At 74.0% G+C, this 18,456-nt stretch carries 14 protein-coding genes; 13 read left to right on the top strand and 1 reads right to left on the bottom strand.

Features of this window, described 5'->3' with window-relative positions; genetic code table 11:
- The first annotated feature begins 6 nt into the window (after window positions 1–6).
- From ABT070_RS27560 to cobI, 7 genes are all read left to right on the top strand, one after another.
- Window positions 7–996: a cobalamin biosynthesis protein gene (locus tag ABT070_RS27560; protein WP_351764558.1), complete on the top strand. Its 990-nt coding sequence runs from the start codon at window positions 7–9 to the stop codon at window positions 994–996.
- On the top strand, window positions 993–2,525 hold the full coding sequence (locus tag ABT070_RS27555; protein ID WP_351764557.1) for a cobyric acid synthase: 1,533 nt from the start codon (window positions 993–995) through the stop codon (window positions 2,523–2,525). The genes ABT070_RS27560 and ABT070_RS27555 overlap by 4 nt, the downstream gene beginning before the upstream one ends.
- On the top strand, window positions 2,522–6,175 hold the full coding sequence (gene cobN / locus ABT070_RS27550) for a cobaltochelatase subunit CobN (RefSeq protein WP_351764556.1): 3,654 nt from the start codon (window positions 2,522–2,524) through the stop codon (window positions 6,173–6,175). Before ABT070_RS27555 ends, cobN begins: the two co-directional genes overlap by 4 nt.
- A gap of 169 nt (window positions 6,176–6,344) precedes the next feature.
- On the top strand, window positions 6,345–8,408 hold the full coding sequence (locus tag ABT070_RS27545; RefSeq protein ID WP_351764555.1) for a putative cobaltochelatase: 2,064 nt from the start codon (window positions 6,345–6,347) through the stop codon (window positions 8,406–8,408).
- Window positions 8,408–9,007, top strand: a complete 600-nt coding sequence (cobO, locus tag ABT070_RS27540) for a cob(I)yrinic acid a,c-diamide adenosyltransferase (RefSeq protein WP_351764554.1) — start codon at window positions 8,408–8,410, stop codon at window positions 9,005–9,007. Before ABT070_RS27545 ends, cobO begins: the two co-directional genes overlap by 1 nt.
- A gap of 7 nt (window positions 9,008–9,014) precedes the next feature.
- Window positions 9,015–10,433 carry a cobyrinic acid a,c-diamide synthase CobB gene (locus ABT070_RS27535; protein WP_351764621.1) on the top strand — a complete coding sequence of 473 codons (1,419 nt, stop codon included), beginning with the start codon at window positions 9,015–9,017 and terminating at the stop codon, window positions 10,431–10,433.
- Window positions 10,430–11,161 carry a precorrin-2 C(20)-methyltransferase gene (gene cobI, locus ABT070_RS27530; RefSeq protein WP_351764553.1) on the top strand — a complete coding sequence of 244 codons (732 nt, stop codon included), beginning with the start codon at window positions 10,430–10,432 and terminating at the stop codon, window positions 11,159–11,161. Before ABT070_RS27535 ends, cobI begins: the two co-directional genes overlap by 4 nt.
- Window positions 11,162–11,178: 17 nt before the next feature.
- Here the strand turns inward: cobI and ABT070_RS27525 are convergent, their stop codons facing one another.
- The gene (locus tag ABT070_RS27525; protein WP_351764552.1) at window positions 11,179–11,907 is read right to left on the bottom strand and encodes a ZIP family metal transporter; all 729 of its coding nucleotides are present in this window, start codon (window positions 11,905–11,907) and stop codon (window positions 11,179–11,181) included.
- A gap of 99 nt (window positions 11,908–12,006) precedes the next feature.
- Between ABT070_RS27525 and cobM the strand changes: the two genes are divergently transcribed.
- Genes cobM through cobC form a run of 6 tightly spaced genes read left to right on the top strand, consistent with a single transcriptional unit; the run spans window position 12,007 to window position 18,426 of the window.
- A complete protein-coding gene (cobM, locus tag ABT070_RS27520) occupies window positions 12,007–12,825 on the top strand; it encodes a precorrin-4 C(11)-methyltransferase (protein ID WP_351764551.1) in 819 nt (272 codons plus the stop codon).
- Between the two features lie 5 nt (window positions 12,826–12,830).
- The gene (gene cbiE / locus ABT070_RS27515) at window positions 12,831–14,099 is read left to right on the top strand and encodes a precorrin-6y C5,15-methyltransferase (decarboxylating) subunit CbiE (RefSeq protein WP_351764620.1); all 1,269 of its coding nucleotides are present in this window, start codon (window positions 12,831–12,833) and stop codon (window positions 14,097–14,099) included.
- Window positions 14,096–15,826, top strand: coding sequence for a precorrin-3B C(17)-methyltransferase (cobJ, locus tag ABT070_RS27510; protein ID WP_351764550.1), 1,731 nt, complete (start codon window positions 14,096–14,098; stop codon window positions 15,824–15,826). The genes cbiE and cobJ overlap by 4 nt, the downstream gene beginning before the upstream one ends.
- Complete coding sequence (locus ABT070_RS27505; RefSeq protein ID WP_351764549.1) at window positions 15,823–16,425, top strand: precorrin-8X methylmutase; 603 nt, start codon at window positions 15,823–15,825, stop codon at window positions 16,423–16,425. Before cobJ ends, ABT070_RS27505 begins: the two co-directional genes overlap by 4 nt.
- The gene (locus tag ABT070_RS27500) at window positions 16,422–17,351 is read left to right on the top strand and encodes a sirohydrochlorin chelatase (protein ID WP_351764548.1); all 930 of its coding nucleotides are present in this window, start codon (window positions 16,422–16,424) and stop codon (window positions 17,349–17,351) included. The genes ABT070_RS27505 and ABT070_RS27500 overlap by 4 nt, the downstream gene beginning before the upstream one ends.
- On the top strand, window positions 17,341–18,426 hold the full coding sequence (cobC, locus tag ABT070_RS27495) for an Rv2231c family histidinol phosphate aminotransferase CobC (RefSeq protein WP_351764547.1): 1,086 nt from the start codon (window positions 17,341–17,343) through the stop codon (window positions 18,424–18,426). The genes ABT070_RS27500 and cobC overlap by 11 nt, the downstream gene beginning before the upstream one ends.
- The last annotated feature ends 30 nt before the right edge of the window (window positions 18,427–18,456 follow it).

The raw sequence follows: 18,456 nt of genomic DNA, 5'->3' as shown, positions 1-18,456 counted from the left end.
GAGCCGATGCGTGCCGATCGCCTCTACGCGTACGGCGCCGCCACCGGCCTTCTGGGCGACCTGCTGCTCGGCGATCCGCGCCGAGGGCATCCGGTCGCCGCGTTCGGGCGGGCCGCCGGTGCCGTCGAGCGACTGCTGTGGCGGGACCACCGGGGACAGGGCGCCCTCCACGCCGTCGTGTGCGCGGGCGGGGTCGTGGCCCTGGGAGCCGTCGCCGAACAGGCCGTACGCCGTTCCCCCGCCGCTTCCGTCGCTCTGGTCTCCGCCGCCACCTGGGCCGTGATCGGGGGCAGTTCCCTGGTCCGGGAGGCCCGGGTCATCGGGCGGGCGCTCGAAGCGGGGGACATCGAGGCCGCCCGGGAGCGGCTGCCGCATCTGTGCGGGCGGGATCCGCACGCGCTGGACGCCGACGGGATCGCCCGGGCCGTCGTGGAGTCCGTCGCCGAGAACACCTCCGACGCCGTCGTGGGGGCACTGGTGTGGGGTGCCGTGGGCGGGGTGCCGGGCCTGGTCGGGTTCCGGGCCGTCAACACCCTGGACGCCATGGTCGGTCACCGGTCGCCGAGGTATCTGCGGTACGGCTGGGCCGCCGCGCGCCTCGACGACGTCGCCGGCTGGCCGGGAGCCCGGCTGACCGCCGCGCTCGCCGCCGTCGCGGGGGACGATCCCCGGGGCGCCCTGCGGGCCTGGCGGGCCGACGCCCGCAAGCATCCGAGCCCCAACGCCGGTCCGGTGGAGGCCTCGTTCGCGGGCGCCCTCGGGGTGCGGCTGGGCGGCACCCTGTCGTACGCCGGGCGGGTCGAGCACCGGCCCGTGCTGAACGGCGCGGCCGGGCGGCCCGTCGTCGCCCGGGACATCGAACGTGCCGCGTGGCTCTCCCGCCGCGTCGGTCTGCTCGCGCTCGGCGTGACCGTCGCCGCGCGCGCCGTCGCCACGAGCTTCGTCGCGAGGAACCAGAGCAACCGGAGCAACCGGCCGAAGGGGCGTACTTCATGAGCGGGGGACTCCTCGTCGCCGGCACCACCTCCGACGCCGGCAAGAGCGTCGTCACGGCCGGGATCTGCCGGTGGCTGGTGCGGCAGGGGGTGAAGGTCGCGCCCTTCAAGGCACAGAACATGTCCCTCAACTCGTTCGTGACGACGGAGGGCGCCGAGATCGGGCGGGCCCAGGCCATGCAGGCCCAGGCCTGCCGGGTGGAGCCGACCGCGCTGATGAACCCCGTGCTGCTCAAGCCGGGCGGTGAACAGAGCAGCCAGGTCGTGCTGCTCGGCAAGCCGGTGGGCGAGATGAGTGCCCGTGGCTATCACGGGGGACGGCAGCAGAAACTCCTCGGAACCGTTCTCGACTGCCTCGCCGAGTTGCGGGGCACGTATGACGCGGTGATCTGTGAGGGGGCGGGCAGTCCGGCCGAGATCAATCTGCGGCGGACCGACATCGTGAACATGGGGATCGCGCGGGGCGCGCGGCTGCCCGTGCTCGTCGTCGGCGACATCGACCGCGGCGGTGTCTTCGCCTCCTTCTTCGGCACCGTCGCCCTGCTCTCGCCGAAGGACCAGGAGCTGGTCGCCGGGTTCCTGGTCAACAAGTTCCGGGGGGACGTCTCCCTGCTGGAGCCGGGCCTGGACATGCTGCACGGGCTCACCGGGCGGCGGACGTACGGCGTGCTGCCGTTCCGGCACGGGCTCGGGATCGACGAGGAGGACGGGCTGAGGGTCTCGCTGCGGGGAACCGTGCGGGAGTCGAACACCGCCCCGCCCGTCGGCGAGGACGTGCTGCGGGTCGCCGTGTGCGCCGTCCCCCTCATGTCCAACTTCACGGACGTGGACGCGCTGGCCGCCGAACCCGGCGTCGTCGTGCGGTTCGTGGACCGGCCCGAGGAGCTGGCCGACGCCGACCTGGTGGTGATTCCGGGGACCCGGGGGACCGTGCGCGCCCTGGAGTGGCTGCGGGAGCGGGGGCTCGCGCAGGCCGTCCTCCGCCGGGTCGCCGAGCAGCGGCCCGTCCTCGGTGTCTGCGGCGGTTTCCAGATCCTCGGCGAACACATCGAGGACGAGGTGGAGAGCCGGCTCGGGCGGGTGGAGGGGCTCGGAGTCCTTCCCGTCCGGGTGCGGTTCGCCCGCGAGAAGACCCTCACCCGGCCGGCCGGAAGAGCCCTCGGCGAGCGGGTCGAGGGGTACGAGATCCATCACGGGGTCGCCGACGTCACCGGCGGGGAGCCGTTCTTCTCCGATGACGAGGGGAACGGCCTCGACGGCTGCCGGGTCGGCCAGACCTGGGGCACGCACTGGCACGGCTCACTGGAGTCCGACGGATTCCGGCGGGCCTTCCTGCGCGAGGTGGCGGCCGCCGCGGGCCGTCGTTTCGTGCCCGCCGCCGACACCTCGTTCGCCGGGCTGCGCGAGGAGCAGCTCGACCGGCTCGGCGACCTGATCGAACAGCACGCGGACACCGACGCGCTCTGGCGGCTCATCGAGTCGGGCGCGCCGCAAGGACTGCCTTTCATTCCACCGGGAGCGCCCGCATGAGCACAGTGTTGTTGTTGTCGACCGCCGACACCGATCTGCTGGCGGCCCGGGCCGCCTCCGGTGCCTCGTACCGGATCGGCAACCCGACCCGGGTGGACGTCGCCGGGGAACTCCCCGCGCTCCTCGACGGCGCCGACATCGCGGTCGTCCGGCTGCTCGGCGGGAAGCGTGCCTGGGAGGACGGGCTCGCCGCGCTCAGGGCGTCCGGTGTGCCGACCGTGCTGCTGGGCGGCGAGGCCGTGCCCGACGCGGAGTTGATGGCCGAGTCGTCGGTGCCGGCCGGTGTGGTGGCGGAGGCGCTGCGCTATCTCGTCGAGGGCGGCCCGGACAACCTGACCGAGCTGGCCCGGTTCCTCTCCGACACCGTGCTGCTGACCGGTGAGGGGTTCGTCGAGCCGCAGAAGATGCCCGAGTACGGCGTCCACGGCGAGCGTGCCTTCGTCGAGGGGCGGCCGACCATCGGGGTGCTCTTCTACCGGGCGCACGAGCTGAGCGGCAACACCGCCTTCGTGGACACGCTGTGCGACGCCGTCGAGGCGCGGGGCGCCAACGCCCTGCCCGTGTACTGCGGTTCGCTGCGCGGGGCGGACCCGGGGCTGTACGAGATCCTCGGGCGCACCGACACCCTCGTCGCCACCGTCCTCGCCGCCGGCGGCACGCACGCCTCGCAGGCCTCGGCGGGCGGGGACGAGGAGGCCTGGGACATCGGCGCGCTCGCCGAGCTCGACGTCCCCGTGCTGCAGGGGCTCTGCCTCACCTCGTCGAAGAGCGTGTGGGAGGCGTCCGACGCCGCCCTCTCCCCCATGGACGCGGCGATGCAGGTCGCCATCCCGGAGTTCGACGGGCGGATCATCACCGTCCCCTTCTCCTTCAAGGAGCAGGGCCCGGACGACGTGCCGGTGTACATCGCCGATCCCGAGCGGGCCGGACGCGTCGCCGGGATCGCCGTACGGCACGCCCGGTTGCGGCACAAGCCGAACAGCGAGAAGAAGCTCGCGCTCGTCTTCACCGCCTACCCGACCAAGCACTCGCGGGTCGGCAACGCGGTCGGCCTCGACACCCCCGCCTCGGCCATCCGGGTGCTCGACGCGCTGCGGGACGCCGGGTACGGCGTCCAGGGGCATCCGGACAACGGCGACGAGCTGATCCACCGGCTCATCAACGCCGGTGGCCACGACGTCGAATGGCTCACCGAGGAGCAGCTGGCCGCGGCGCCCGCGCGGGTGCCGCTGGCCGACTACCGGGCGTGGTTCGACAAGCTCGACCCCGGTCTGCGCGACGGCATGCTCGAGGCGTGGGGCGAGCCGCCGGGCTCGCTGTACGTCGACGGGGACGACATCGTGCTGGCCTCCCTCCAGTTCGGGAACGTCGTCGTGATGATCCAGCCGCCGCGCGGCTTCGGCGAGAACCCGATCGCGATCTACCACGACCCCGACATGCCGCCGTCGCACCACTACATGGCGGCCTACCGGTGGCTGGAGAACAGTTTCGGCGCCGACGCGATCGTGCACATGGGCAAGCACGGCACGATGGAGTGGCTGCCGGGCAAGGGGCTCGGGCTGAGCGGGGGCTGTGCCCCGGACGCGGTCCTCGGGGATCTGCCGCTCGTCTACCCGTTCATCGTCAACGACCCCGGTGAGGGCACCCAGGCCAAGCGGCGCGGGCACGCCACCGTCGTCGACCACCTGGTGCCGCCGATGGCGCGCGCCGACACCTACGGCGACCTGGCCAAGCTGGAACAGCTCCTCGACGAGTACGCGCTCGTCTCCGACCTGGATCCGACGAAGGCGCCGGCCGTGCGCGCGCAGATCTGGACGCTGGTCAAGGCGGCGGAGCTGCACAACGACCTGCACGTCGACGAGCAGCCGGGCGACGACGACTTCGACTCGTTCGTCATGCACATCGACGGCTATCTGTGCGAGATCAAGGACGTGCAGATCAGGGACGGGCTGCACATCCTCGGCGGCGGTCCGGTCGGCGAGGCGCGGGTGAACCTCGTGCTGGCCGTGCTGCGCGCCTCCCAGGTGTGGGGCGGGCAGGCGAACGCGCTGCCGGGGCTGCGGGCCGCGCTGGCCGACCGTTTCGGGCTGGTCGAGAAGGAGCTGCTCGCCGAGCCGGGTGCGCCGGTGAAGGTGCCGGTCGAGCTGTCGGACCTCGTCGACGGCCCCGCCCGTACCGCCGCCGACGCCATCGACCTGCTGGAGCAGCTGTGCCGCCGGATCGCGGAGGGCGCGGAGGAGCGCGGCTGGGCGGCCGCCGGGAGCCGGGCCCTCGTGCGTGAGGTCCTGGGCACCGAACTCCCGGACGCCGTCGCGGTGCTGGAGTTCGCGTGCACGGAGGTCGTACCGCGGCTCGCGAGAACCACCGACGAGATCGGGCACATCCTCAAGGCGCTGGCCGGCGGTTACGTCCCGGCCGGTCCGTCGGGCTCTCCGACGCGCGGCCTGGTCAACGTCCTGCCGACCGGGCGCAACTTCTACTCGGTCGACCCCAAGGCCATTCCCTCCCGGCTGAGCTGGGAGGTCGGGCAGGCCCTCGCGGACTCCCTCGTGCAGCGGTACCTCCAGGACACGGGCGACTACCCGAAGTCCGTCGGCCTCACGGTGTGGGGCACGTCCGCGATGCGCACCCAGGGCGACGACATCGCCGAGATCCTGGCGCTGCTCGGCTGCCGTCCGGTGTGGGACGACGCCTCGCGCCGGGTGACGGGCTTCGAGATCGTGCCCCTGGACGAGCTGGGCCGGCCCCGCATCGACGTGACCGTCCGTATCTCCGGGTTCTTCCGGGACGCGTTCCCGCACGTGGTGGGGCTGATCGACGACGCGGTGCGGGCGGTGGCCGAGCTGGCCGAGCCCGCCGAGTCCAACTTCGTGCGCGCCCACGTGGACGAGGACGCCGCGTCGCACGGCGACCGGCGACGCGCGACGGCCCGTATCTTCGGCTCCAAGCCGGGGGCCTACGGAGCGGGGCTGCTGCCTCTGATCGACGCCCGCAACTGGCGTTCGGACGCGGACCTCGCCGAGGTGTACGCCGTCTGGGGCGGCTACGCCTACGGGCGCGGGCTCGACGGGCGGGCGGCGCGCGGGGACATGGAGACGGCGTTCAAGCGGATCGCCGTCGCGGCCAAGAACGTGGACACGCGCGAGCACGACCTCGTCGACGCCGACGACTACTTCCAGTACCACGGCGGCATGGTCGCGATGGTGCGGCACCTGACGGGCGCCAACCCCGAGGCGTACGTGGGTGATTCGGCGACGCCGGACCAGGTGAAGACGCGCACGCTGGGCGAGGAGACGCACCGGGTCTTCCGGGCCCGGGTGGTCAACCCGCGCTGGATGGCGGCCATGCGCCGGCACGGCTACAAGGGCGCCTTCGAGATGGCGGCGACCGTCGACTACCTCTTCGGGTACGACGCCACCGCCGGAGTCGTCGACGACTGGATGTACGAGAAACTCAGCGCCGAGTACGTCTTCGACGCGGAGAACCGGGACTTCATGCGGAAGTCCAATCCGTGGGCGTTGAGGGGGATTACCGAGCGCCTGCTGGAAGCGGCGGACCGCGGCCTTTGGGCGGAGCCGGACCAGGAGACCCTGGACCGGCTCCGGGCGACCTACCTCGAGCTTGAGGGCGATCTGGAGGGGGGCGAATGAACTCCCGAGAAATCCCCGCGTCGGCGGGGACCAAGTCATCCCGCGCAGAGCCCACGGGTTCGACTTCGGATCACCCCCGCGTCTGCGGGGAGCAAAGCACCAGGTTGGCCTACCCCACTGCTCTCGGCACACGGCCTTCGCGCCCAACACTCGAAGGAGTGATCCGCACATGACTACGCCTTTCCCGTTCACGGCCGTCGTCGGCCAGGACGACCTGCGGCTCGCGCTGCTGCTGAACGCCGTCTCGCCGAAGGTGGGCGGGGTGCTGGTCCGTGGTGAGAAGGGCACCGCCAAGTCCACGGCGGTGCGCGCCCTCGCGGCGCTCATGCCCAGCCTGGACGTGGTCTGCGGCTGCCGGTTCTCCTGCGACCCCGACTCCCCCGACCCCGCCTGCCCGGACGGGCCGCACGAGCCGGGGGCCTTCGAGACCCGGCCGGCCCGGATGGTCGAGCTGCCCGTCGGCGCCTCCGAGGACCGGCTGGTCGGCGCCCTCGACATCGAGCGGGCGCTCGCCGAGGGCGTCAAGGCCTTCGAGCCGGGGCTCCTCGCCGACGCGCACCGCGGGATCCTGTACGTCGACGAGGTCAACCTCCTCCACGACCACCTCGTCGACCTGCTGCTCGACGCGGCCGCGATGGGCGCCTCGTACGTGGAGCGCGAGGGTGTCTCCGTGCGCCACGCCGCGCGGTTCCTGCTCGTCGGGACGATGAACCCCGAGGAGGGCGAGCTGCGGCCGCAGTTGCTCGACCGGTTCGGGCTGACGGTGGAGGTGGCCGCCTCGCGCGATCCCGACCAGCGGGTGGAGGTCGTACGGCGCAGGCTCGCCCACGACGACGATCCGGACGGTTTCGCCGAGCGGTGGGCGGACGAGGAGAGCGCCGTACGCGGGCGGATCGTGGCGGCGCGGAAGCTGCTGCCGTCGGTGCGGCTGGGCGACGGGGCGCTGCGGCAGATCGCGGCGACCTGTGCCGCCTTCGAGGTGGACGGCATGCGGGCCGACATCGTGATGGCGCGGACGGCCACCGCGCTGGCCGCCTGGGCCGGGCGGACGGACGTGCTCGCGGAGGACGTGCGGCAGGCGGCGCTGCTGGCGCTGCCGCACCGCCGGCGCCGCAACCCCTTCGACGCGCCGGGGCTCGACGAGGACAAGCTGGACGAGACGCTGGAGGAGTTCGGCGGCTCGGACGACGAGGATCCCGACCCCGACTCCGACCCCGACGGGCCGGGCGGCGGGGACGGCGGTCAGCCGCCGCGGTCCGACGGTGACGGTCCGCGGGACGACGACACCGCCGCCCGGCCCGAGACGGACGGGACCACGGAGAGCGCAGAGAGCGCAGAGGGCACGGAGAACGGGGAGGGCGGGGAGCCACGGCCCGCCGGTTCCGGTGCCGGGGAGCAGTCCGCCGTACGGGCCACCGAGCCGTTCCGCACGAAGGTGCTGAGCGTGCCCGGGATCGGTGAGGGTGCCGCCGGGCGGCGCTCGCGGGCGCGGACCGAGCACGGGCGGACGACGGGTGCGCGCCGGCCCCGGGGAACGCTGACCAAGCTGCACCTGGCCGCCACGGTGATGGCCGCCGCCCCGCACCAGCGGGAGCGGGGAAGGTCCGGGCGCGGCCTCGTCGTCCGCCGGGACGATCTGCGGCAGGCGACCCGGGAGGGGCGTGAGGGGAACCTCGTGCTGTTCGTCGTCGACGCGTCCGGGTCGATGGCCGCCCGGCAGCGGATGAGCGCGGTGAAGGGTGCCGTGCTGTCGCTGCTGCTCGACGCCTACCAGCGGCGCGACAAGGTGGGGCTCGTCAGCTTCCGCGGGACGACCGCGGACCTCGCGCTGCCGCCCACCTCGTCGGTGGACGCCGCCGCCGTGCGGCTGGAGTCGCTGCCCACCGGCGGGCGGACACCGCTCGCCGCCGGGCTGCTCAAGGCGCACGACGTGCTGCGGATCGAACGGCTGCGGGATCCGGCGCGGCGGGCGCTGGTCGTCGTCGTGACGGACGGACGGGCCACCGGCGGCCCCGAACCGGTCGCTCTCGCCGGGCGGGCGGCACGCCTGTTCGCCGTCGAGGGGATCGCGTCCGTGGTCGTCGACTGCGAGTCGGGGCCCGTCCGGCTGGGACTCGCGGGGCAGCTCGCGGGCGAACTGGAGGGTACCGCCGTGACGCTGGACGAGTTGCGGGCGGACTCCATCGCCGGGCTGGTCAGGGACGTACAGGGGACTTCGAGGAGGGCCGCGTAATGCCTCAGGGACAGCCGAGTGTGGTGCCGGACGACGGGCTGACCACACGTCAGCGACGCAACCGGCCGCTGGTCGTCGTGCACACGGGAATCGGCAAGGGCAAGTCCACCGCCGCCTTCGGGCTCGCGCTGCGGGCCTGGAACCAGGGGTGGCCCATCGGGGTGTTCCAGTTCGTCAAGTCGGCGAAGTGGAAGGTCGGCGAGGAGAACGCGCTGCGCGTGCTGGGAGCGTCCGGCGAGGGCGGCTCCGTCGACTGGCACAAGATGGGCGAGGGGTGGTCCTGGGTCCAGCGGGACTCCCAGATGGACAACGAGGAGAAGGCCCGCGAGGGCTGGGAGCAGGTCAAGCGGGATCTCGCCGCCGAGACGTACAAGCTGTACGTGCTCGACGAGTTCGCGTATCCGATGCACTGGGGATGGGTCGACACGGACGAGGTCGTCTCCGTGCTGCGGGACCGGCCCGGCACCCAGCATGTCGTGATCACCGGACGGAACGCGCCGGAGAAGCTCGTCGACGTCGCCGACCTCGTCACCGACATGTCCAAGGTCAAGCACCCGATGGACGCGGGCCAGAAGGGGCAGCGGGGTATCGAGTGGTGAAGCCGTGCTGAATTCCCCTGCCTCCCCTTCCTCCTCGGCCTCCGTGCCCCGGCTGGTCGTCGCCGCGCCCTCCTCGGGCAGCGGCAAGACCACCGTCGCCACCGGGCTGATGGCCGCGCTCACCGCGCGGGGGCTCGCCGTGTCCCCGCACAAGGTCGGGCCGGACTACATCGACCCCGGCTACCACTCGCTCGCGACCGGGCGGACGGGGCGCAACCTCGACGCGTATCTGTGCGGGCCCGACCTGGTGGGGCCGCTGTTCGCGCACGGTGCGCGCGGATGCGACATCGCCGTGGTCGAAGGGGTCATGGGGATGTTCGACGGGGCCGCGGGGGAGGGTGAGCTGGCGTCCACCGCCCAGGTGGCGAAGCTGCTGCGGGCGCCGGTCGTTCTCGTGGTCGACGCGTCGTCCCAGTCGCGGTCCGTGGCCGCGCTCGTGCACGGGTTCGCCTCCTGGGATCCCGAGGTGCGGATCGGGGGCGTGATCTTGAACAAGGTCGCCTCCGACCGGCACGAGGAGTTGCTGCGGGAGGCGCTCGAGTCGGCCGGGGTGCCGGTGCTGGGGGTGTTGCGGCGGGTGGCTCAGGTGGAGACGCCGTCCCGGCATCTGGGGCTGGTGCCGGTCGCCGAGCGGCGGGCTTCCGCGGTCGACTCCGTCGCTGCCATGGGGGCGCAGGTTTCCCAAGGGTGCGATCTGGAGGCGTTGGTCGCGCTGGCGCGTTCTGCGGGGGTTCTGTCGGGTGCGGCCTGGGATGCGGCCGAGGCGCTTGTCTCCTCGCCCCCGCTGCCCCTTCCCGTCCCGACCCCGGGGGCTGCGCCCCCGGACGGGCTGATTGTCGCCGTTGCCGGTGGGCCTGCGTTCACCTTCTCCTACGCCGAGCATGCCGAGTTGCTCGGCGCCGCCGGGGCCGAGGTCGTCGTGTTCGATCCGCTGCGGGACGAAGGGCTGCCGGAGGGGACCCGTGGGCTGGTCGTCGGGGGCGGGTTTCCCGAGGTGTACGCCGCCGAGCTGTCCTCGAACGAGGCGCTGCGCAAGGAGGTGGCCGCACTCGCGGAGTCCGGCGCCCCGGTCGCCGCGGAGTGCGCCGGGCTGCTCTACCTGTGCCGGGAGCTGGACGGGCAGCCCATGTGCGGGGTGCTCGACGCCACCGCGCGGATGAGCGAGCGGCTCACGCTCGGGTACCGGGACGCCGTGGCGGTGAGCGACAGCGTGCTGGCCGTGGCCGGGACGCGGATGCGGGGCCACGAGTTCCACCGGACCGTCGTCGAGCCCGGCGCGGGGGCGGCTCCCGCCTGGGGTGTGCTGGCCCCTCGGCGGGTCGAAGGTTTTGTGGAGCGCGGTGTGCACGCGAGCTATCTGCACACGCACTGGGCGTCCGAGCCCGGTGTGGCCCGTCGGTTCGTGGAGAGGTGCCGGACGTCATGAGCAGCAAGCTGGTCGGAGTCGGGGTGGGCCCCGGGGATCCGGAGCTGGTGACCGTCAAGGGCGTCAACGCGCTGCGGGCCGCCGAAGTCGTCGTCGTGCCCGTGATGGACAGCGGGGAGCGCGGGCGGGCCGAGGCCACCGTGCTGCACTACGTGCCCGCGGACAGGATCGTCCGGGTCGTCTTCGCGCTCAACGAGCGGACCGACCGGGCACGGCGGGAGGCCGCCTGGGACGCCGCCGGGGAGCGGGTCGCCGCGTTGCTGCGGCAGCACGGCACCGTCGCCTTCGCGACCATCGGCGATCCCAACGTGTACTCCACCTTCACCTACCTCGCGCAGACCATCGTGGAGTCGGTGCCGGGCGTGGTGATCGAGACCGTTCCGGGGATCACCGCCATGCAGGATCTCGCGGCGCGCTCGGGTGCCGTGCTGACCGAGGGCACCGAGCCGTTGACGCTGGTGCCGGTGACCGCGGGTTCGTCCGTGCTGAAGGACGCGCTGGCCGGGCCGGGGACCGTCGTGGCCTACAAGTTCGGACGGCAGGCCGCCGAGGTCGCCGAGGCGCTGCGGGAGACCGGGCGGCTCGGGGACGCCGTATGGGGGTCGGCGCTCGGTCTCGCGGAGGAGTCCATCCGGCCCGCCGGGGAGCTGGACGGCGAGCCGCTGCCCTACCTCTCCACGCTCATCGCGCCCGCGCGGCGCGAGGGCGGCCGGGGCGGCAAGCTGTGAGTCCGTCCGCCGCCCGGTCACGAGGCCAGGCCCACCACCAGCCAGATGAAGGCCGCGCCCGCGATCGTGCACAGCACGGTCGAGCGGGCGGGGTGTTCGTGGTGCGCCTCGGGCAGGATCTCGGCGGCCGCCAGGTACAGCAGCGCACCGCCGAAGAAGCCCAGATAGCTGCCGAGCACCTGCTCGGGGATGGTGACGAAGGACGTCGAGGCCGCGCCCACCACCGGTGCGGCCGCGTCCGCGAACAGCATGAACAGGGCCTTGCGGCGGGCGTTCCCGTACAGGCTCGTGATCGTGTAGGTGTTGAAGCCGTCCGCGAAGTCGTGGGCGACGACCGCGAGGGCCACGGCGGTTCCCATGCCGCCGCCCACCTGGAAGGCCGCGCCGATCGCCACGCCGTCCATGGCGCTGTGGCCGACCATCGCCGCGGCCGCCGTCAGGCCGACCTCGGGGGCCCGGCCGTCGTGCTCCTCGGCGCCGTGCGCGGCCTGGCGCACCGCCAGCAGACGTTCCACCAGATGGGCCAGCAGGAAGCCGGCCACGAAGAGCAGCAGCGCGGCCGGGACGCCGAAGACCTCCGTGCCCGCCGCCTCCAGGGCCTCCGGCAGCAGATCCAGGCCGACGACGCCCAGCATCAGGCCGCCGGCCAGGCCCAGCACCAGGTGGCGGCGGTCGGTCACGCGTTGTGCCGTCCAGCCGCCGGCCAGCGTCATGAGGAACGCGCCGAGCGCGACGAAGACCGCCATAGGCCCTTGCTATCCGATCAACCCCCGGTCGCGCACATCCGCGCCGCCCGCTGACGCCGGAAAACACGTACAAAGCCCGCTATGAGAGGACCCGAACCCATGGCCGATGCCCCCACCGGCAAGGTGACCTTCGTCGGTGCCGGCCCCGGCGCCGCCGACCTGCTGACGTTTCGTGCCGCGCGTGCCATCGCCGACGCCGACGTCGTGATCTGGGCCGCGAGCCTGGTCCAGGCGGAGGTCCTCGACCACGCGCGCGAGGGCGCGGAGATCCTCGACTCGGCGACCATGTCCCTGGAGGACGTCGTCGCCGTGTACGAGCGGGCCCGCCGGGACGGGCTGAAGGTCGCCCGCATCCACTCGGGCGACCCCGCCCTGTGGGGCGGTACGCAGGAGCAGCTCGACCGGTGCGAGGAGCTCGGCGTCGAGACCGAGATCGTGCCCGGTGTGTCCTCCTTCTCGGCCGTCGCCGCGCTCGCCCGGCGCGAGCTGACGATCCCCGAGGTCGCGCAGTCGGTCGTCCTCACCCGGCTCGGCGGCGGCAAGACGCCGATGCCGCCCGGCGAGGAGGTGCGGGAGTTCGCCCGGCACGGCACGACCATGGCGATCTTCCTGTCGGCCGCGCGCAGCGGTCAGCTGGTGCGGGAGCTGCTGGAGGGCGGCTACCCGACCGCCACCCCGGTCGTCATCGCCTATCAGGCGACCTGGCCGGAGGAACTGGTCGTGAAGTGCACGATCGAGACGCTGGAGGAGACGGTCAAGGAGCACAAGCTCTGGAAGCACACCCTCTTCCTGGTCGGCCCGGCGCTCGACGCGCACGGCACCCGCTCGCACCTGTACCACCCCGGTCATTTCCACGGCTATCGCAAGGCCGACCCGGAGGCCCGGCGGGCGCTGCGGTCGCGGGGTGCCGGTACGTGAGCCGGCTGATCACCGTCGTCGGCACGGGCACGGGCACGGGCACGGGAGCGGCGGTGCCGTCCGACGCGGTGGCCGGCGCCGAGCTCGTCGTGGGCGGGCGGCGCCATCTGGACGCCGTGCCGCTCTCCGCGTCCGCCGAGCGGATCGTGCTCGGCCCGCTGGCGCCGGCCCTCGACGCCATCGGGGAGTACGTCGGGAAGGACCGGCGGGTGGTCGTGCTGGCCTCCGGCGACCCCGGCTTCTTCGGGATCGTGCGGGCGCTGGCCGAACGGTTCGGGGCGCACCGGCTGGACGTCCGCCCCGGTGTCTCCTCCGTCGCCACCGCCTTCGCCCGGCTCGGACTGACCTGGGACGACGCCGTCGTCGTCAGCGCGCACGGGCGGGATCCGCGGACGGCCGTCAACGTCTGCCGGGCGTACCCGAAGGTCGCCGTCCTGACCGGGCCGGGCGCCGGGCCCGCCGAACTGGGCGCCGCGCTCGCGCGCAGCGCGCCCGGGCGGGTGCTGGTCGTGGCCCGCGCGCTCGGCGACCCGGCGGGCGAGCGCGTGGAGCGCGTCTCTCCCGCCGAGGCCGCCGGACGCGACTGGGGTACGGCGGTGAGTGTCGTCCTGTGTCTGGACGAGGCGCGCACGTCCGGTCCGGTACGGACGGTGGCCGGGCCCGGGGTCCGGCCCGCCGGGTGGGCGCTGGCCGAGGGCGACTTCGCCCACCGCGACTCGATGATCACCAAGTTCGAGGTGCGGGCGCTGGCCCTGGCCCGGCTCGGGCCGCGCTCCGGCGATCTGGTCTGGGACGTGGGCTCCGGGTCGGGGTCCGTGGCCGTGGAGTGCGCGCGACTCGGCGCCGCCGTCAGCGCCGTCGAGAAGGCGGCGGACGGGGTCGCCCGGATCCGCGCCAACGCCGAGGCGCACGGCGTCGACGTGCACGTGGTGCACGGCACCGCGCCCGACGCGCTGGCCGGGCTCGACGACCCCGACGCCGTGTTCGTCGGCGGTGGCGGCCGCGAGCTGCCCGGCATCGTCGGCGCGTGCGCGCGGCGGGCCCGGCGGACCGTGGTCGTCGCGATGGCCGCGCTGGACCGGGTCCCGGCGGTGCGCGCCGCGCTCGGCGACGCCGGGTTCGACTGCGACGGTGTGCTGCTGCACTCCTCGCGGCTCGCGCCGTTGCCGGGCGAGGTGACCCGGCTGGCCGCGACCAATCCCGTTTTCCTGCTGTGGGGTGTCAGAGACGCCGTCGGCGCGCACCCTGTTCATCGAGAAGGAGTAGCCCTGTGATCGGCCTCATTTCCGCCACCGCGGCGGGGGCGGCGGCGCGCGACCGGCTGGCCGCGGCCTGGCCGGACCGCACGCGCGTGTACGACGGCCCGGTCGGGGACGCCGTCCGGCGGGCGTTCGCCGAGTGCGAGCAGCTCGTGTGTTTCCTGGCGACCGGAGCGGTCGTCCGGCTGGTCGCGCCCCTGCTGTCCGACAAGACGTCCGACCCGGGTGTGGTGTGCGTCGACGAGGCCGGCCGGTTCGCCGTCCCGGTGGTCGGCGGCCACGCCGGCGGCGCCAACGAACTCGCGCTGGCGGTAGGCGAGTTGCTGGGGGCGCAGCCCGTGGTGACCACGGCCACGGACGCCGTCGGCATCCCCGGGCTCGACACGCTCGGCCTTCCCGTGGAGGGCGATGTGGCCGGCGTGACGCGGGCCCTGCTGGACGGCGAGCCGGTCGCGCTCGACGCCGAGGTGACATGGCCGCTGCCGCCGGTGCCGTTCGCGGAGCGGGGGTCGTACACCGTGCGGCTGACGGATCGCGCGGTCGCGCCCGCGTCCGGGGAGGTGCTGCTGCGCCCGCCGTCCCTGGTCGTCGGCGTCGGCGCGTCCCGGGGCGCCCCGGCCGATGAGGTGCTCGGCCTGGTGACGGGCGTCCTGCGGGACGCCGGACTGGCTCCCGCGAGCATCGCCGAGCTGGCCACCGTCGACGCCAAGGCGGACGAGCCGGGGATCGTCGAGGCCGCCCGGCGGCTCGGCGTGCCCGTGGTGACGTACTCCGCAGGGGAGCTGGCCGACGTCGAGGTGCCGAACCCGTCCGACGCGCCGCTCGCCGCCGTCGGCACGCCCTCCGTGGCGGAGGCCGCCGCTCTCGTCGGCGGGGGCGAACTCCTCGTCCCCAAAAGGAAGTCGGAGCCTGCGGACGGGCGGCCAGCGATGGCCACCTGCGCCGTCGTACGGCGTCCCGCGCGCGGCCGGCTCGCGGTCGTCGGGCTCGGGCCCGGCGCGCGGGACCTGCTGACACCGCGCGCGAGGGCGGAGCTGGAGCGGGCCTCGGTGCTCGTCGGCCTCGACCAGTACGTCGACCAGATCCGCGACCTGCTGCGGCCCGGCACCCGCATCCTGGAGTCGGGGCTCGGCGCCGAGGAGGAGCGGGCCCGGACGGCCGTGGCCGAGGCCCGGCGCGGGCAGCGCGTCGCGCTGATCGGCAGCGGGGACGCGGGCGTGTACGCGATGGCCTCCCCCGCGCTCGCCGAGGCGTCCGACGACATCGACGTGGTCGGCGTGCCCGGGGTGACCGCCGCGCTCGCGGCCGGTGCGATCCTCGGCGCGCCGCTGGGCCACGACCATGTGTCGATCAGCCTGTCGGATCTGCACACGCCGTGGGAGGTCATCGAGCGGCGGGTGCGGGCGGCGGCCGAGGCGGACATCGTCGTCACCTTCTACAACCCCCGTTCCCGGGGCCGCGACTGGCAGCTCCCCAAGGCGCTCTCGATCCTCGCCGAGCACCGGGAGCCGACGACGCCGGTCGGTGTCGTGCGCAACGCCTCCCGCCCGGACGGCACCGCCCGGCTGACGACGCTCACGGAACTCGACCCGGCGTGGGTCGACATGATGACGGTCGTGACCGTGGGGAACACCGCGACCCGCAACATCGCGGGGCGCATGGTGACGCCGCGCGGCTACCGCTGGCAGGAGAACACCCCCGAAAGCAGCTCCCAGGAAAGCTCCCAGGAGGGCGCCCTGTGAACCGTGTGGTCCATCCGATCGAGCAGGAGTCCTTCCGCCGGCTGCGTGCCCGCCTGGACACCTCGCACTTCGCGCCGCTGAGCCGGGCGGTGGTGGAGCGGGTCGTCCACTCCGCCGCCGATCTGGAGTACGCGGACGATCTCGTGCTGGACGAGGGCGAGTTGGCGAAGGCGCACGCGGCGCTGCACGCCGGGGCGCCGGTCGTCGTCGACGTGGAGATGGTGGCCGCCGGGATCACCCGGCGGGAGACCGTCTGCCGGCTCAAGGACGCCGAGTCCGGACCGGGGCTGACCCGTTCGGCGCACGCCGTACGACTCGCGTACGAGCAGGTCGGCCCGGGGGCCCTCTGGGTGATCGGCAACGCGCCGACCGCGCTGGAGGAACTGCTCACCCTGGACGCCGCCCCGGTGCTCGTCATCGGCCTGCCCGTCGGTTTCGTCGGCGCGGTCGAGTCCAAGGCCGCGCTCCGCGAGAGCGGACTGCCCGCCGTGAGCAACGTGTCCGAGAAGGGCGGGTCGGCGGTCGCCGCCGCCGCGCTCAACGCCCTGCTGTACACACCCCTTTCGTCCCCCGCTTCGCCCTCCGAGGAGAAACAGTGATCACCCCGCCGCCCGCCCTGCTCATCGCCGGCCATGGCACCCGGGACGAAGCCGGAGCCGAGGCGTTCCGCGACTTCGTACGGGAGCTGGGCCGCCGCCACCCCGAACTGCCCGTCGCGGGCGGCTTCATCGAGCTGTCCCCGCCGCCGCTGGGCGAGGCGGTGACGGAGCTGGTGGAGCGTGGCGTGCGGCGCTTCGCCGCCGTTCCGCTGATGCTGGTGTCCGCCGGGCACGCCAAGGGCGACATCCCGGCGGCGCTGTCCCGCGAGAAGGAGCGGCACCCGGGGATCTCCTACACGTACGGGCGTCCGCTGGGCCCGCACCCGGCGCTGCTGAACGTGCTGGAGCGGCGGCTGGACGAGGCGCTGGGCACCGTGGGGCGCACCCCCGAGGACCTGGCCGACGTGACCGTCCTGCTGGTCGGGCGCGGGTCGACGGACCCGGACGCCAACGCCGAGGTGTACAAGGCGGCGCGGCTGCTGTGGGAGGGACGCGGGTACGCGGGCGTGGAGACCGCGTTCGTGTCGCTGGCCGCGCCGGACGTGCCGAGCGGGCTCGACCGGTGCGTGAAGCTGGGGGCGCGGCGGATCGTCGTGCTCCCCTACTTCCTGTTCACCGGGATCCTGCCCGAACGGGTACGGCACCAGACCGAGGGCTGGGCGGCCGCGCACCCGGAGGTCGAGGTGCGGTCGGCGGACGTCATCGGTCCCGAGCCGGAGCTGCTCGACCTGGTGATGGAACGGTACGAGGAGGCCGTCAAGGGCGACCTGCGGATGAACTGCGACTCGTGCGTGTACCGGATCGCGCTGCCGGGCTTCGAGGACAAGGTGGGGCTGGCGCAGCAGCCGCACTTCCACCCGGACGACGAGGGACACGACCACGACGGCCACCACCATCACGGACACGCGCACTCCCATGCGCACTGAGGGACCCGCCGAGGGGCGGGCCGGCGGCCACGACCTGCGCCACCACGGGGACGCCGAGGTGCGCGACGACGGCTCGACGCTCGTCGACCTCGCGGTGAACGTCCGTGCGGACACGCCCCCGCGGTGGCTGCGGGAGCGCGTCGCCGCGTCCCTGGGCGGCCTGGCGGCCTACCCCGACGGGCGGCCCGCGCGGGCGGCGGTCGCGGCACGGCACGGGCTGCCCGTCGAGCGGGTGCTGCTGACGGCGGGCGCGGCGGAGGCGTTCGTGCTGCTGGCGCGCGCCCTGAAGGTCCGTCGGCCCGTGGTCGTGCATCCGCAGTTCACGGAGCCGGAGGCGGCGCTGAGGGACGCGGGGCACAGCGTGGACCGGGTGCTGCTGCGCGCCGAGGACGGCTTCCGGCTGGATCCGGCGGCCGTACCGGAGACGGCGGACCTGGTGGTCGTCGGCAATCCGACGAACCCCACGTCGGTGCTGCACCCGGCGGAGGCGATCAGGCGGCTGGCCCGGCCCGGGCGGACGCTGGTGGTCGACGAGGCGTTCATGGACGCGGTGCCGGGCGAGCGCGAGGCACTCGCCGCACACACGGACGTGCCCGGTCTGGTGGTACTGCGCAGCCTGACCAAGACCTGGGGGCTGGCGGGGCTGCGGATCGGCTACGTGCTCGCCGCGCCGGAGACCGTCGCCGACCTGGAACGGGCGCAGCCGCTGTGGCCCGTGTCCACGCCGGCACTGGTGGCGGCCGAGGCGTGCATGGGGGCCCAGGCACTGGCGGAGGCCGCCCACGCCGCCCACCGGGTCGCCGCGGACCGGGCGCATCTCGTGGCCGGTCTCGAGGAGTTCGCCGTCGACGGGGTGCGGGTCGCGGGACCCGCGGAGGGGCCGTTCGTCCTGGTGCGGCTGCCCGGGGCCGACGCCGTGCGCCGGCGGCTGCGCACCCTGGGGTTCGCGGTCCGGCGCGGTGACACCTTCCCGGGACTGGACGAGGAGTGGCTGCGGCTGGCGGTACGGGACCGGGTGACGGTGAACCGTTTCCTCCAGGCCCTGGACCAGGCGTTGGCCCTGACTCGGGGATGAGGGCGGGGTACGCGCCCGGGCGGGACGTCC

The sequence above is a fragment of the Streptomyces sp. NPDC002884 genome (genome assembly GCF_040295245.1).
GTDB lineage: Bacteria > Actinomycetota > Actinomycetes > Streptomycetales > Streptomycetaceae > Streptomyces.
The sequence above is the reverse complement of the archived record's forward strand: the minus strand, read 5'-3'. Positions and strand labels throughout refer to the sequence as shown.

Bases quoted from the DNA above. Each gene is read 5' to 3' on its own strand.
- ABT070_RS27560 (WP_351764558.1), top strand. From the start codon at position 7: ATGCGTGCCGATCGCCTCTACGCGTACGGCGCCGCCACCGGCCTTCTG.
- ABT070_RS27555 (WP_351764557.1), top strand. From the start codon at position 993: ATGAGCGGGGGACTCCTCGTCGCCGGCACCACCTCCGACGCCGGCAAG.
- cobN (WP_351764556.1), top strand. From the start codon at position 2,522: ATGAGCACAGTGTTGTTGTTGTCGACCGCCGACACCGATCTGCTGGCG.
- ABT070_RS27545 (WP_351764555.1), top strand. From the start codon at position 6,345: ATGACTACGCCTTTCCCGTTCACGGCCGTCGTCGGCCAGGACGACCTG.
- cobO (WP_351764554.1), top strand. From the start codon at position 8,408: ATGCCTCAGGGACAGCCGAGTGTGGTGCCGGACGACGGGCTGACCACA.
- cobI (WP_351764553.1), top strand. From the start codon at position 10,430: ATGAGCAGCAAGCTGGTCGGAGTCGGGGTGGGCCCCGGGGATCCGGAG.
- ABT070_RS27525 (WP_351764552.1), bottom strand. From the start codon at position 11,907: ATGGCGGTCTTCGTCGCGCTCGGCGCGTTCCTCATGACGCTGGCCGGC.
- cobM (WP_351764551.1), top strand. From the start codon at position 12,007: ATGGCCGATGCCCCCACCGGCAAGGTGACCTTCGTCGGTGCCGGCCCC.
- cobC (WP_351764547.1), top strand. From the start codon at position 17,341: ATGCGCACTGAGGGACCCGCCGAGGGGCGGGCCGGCGGCCACGACCTG.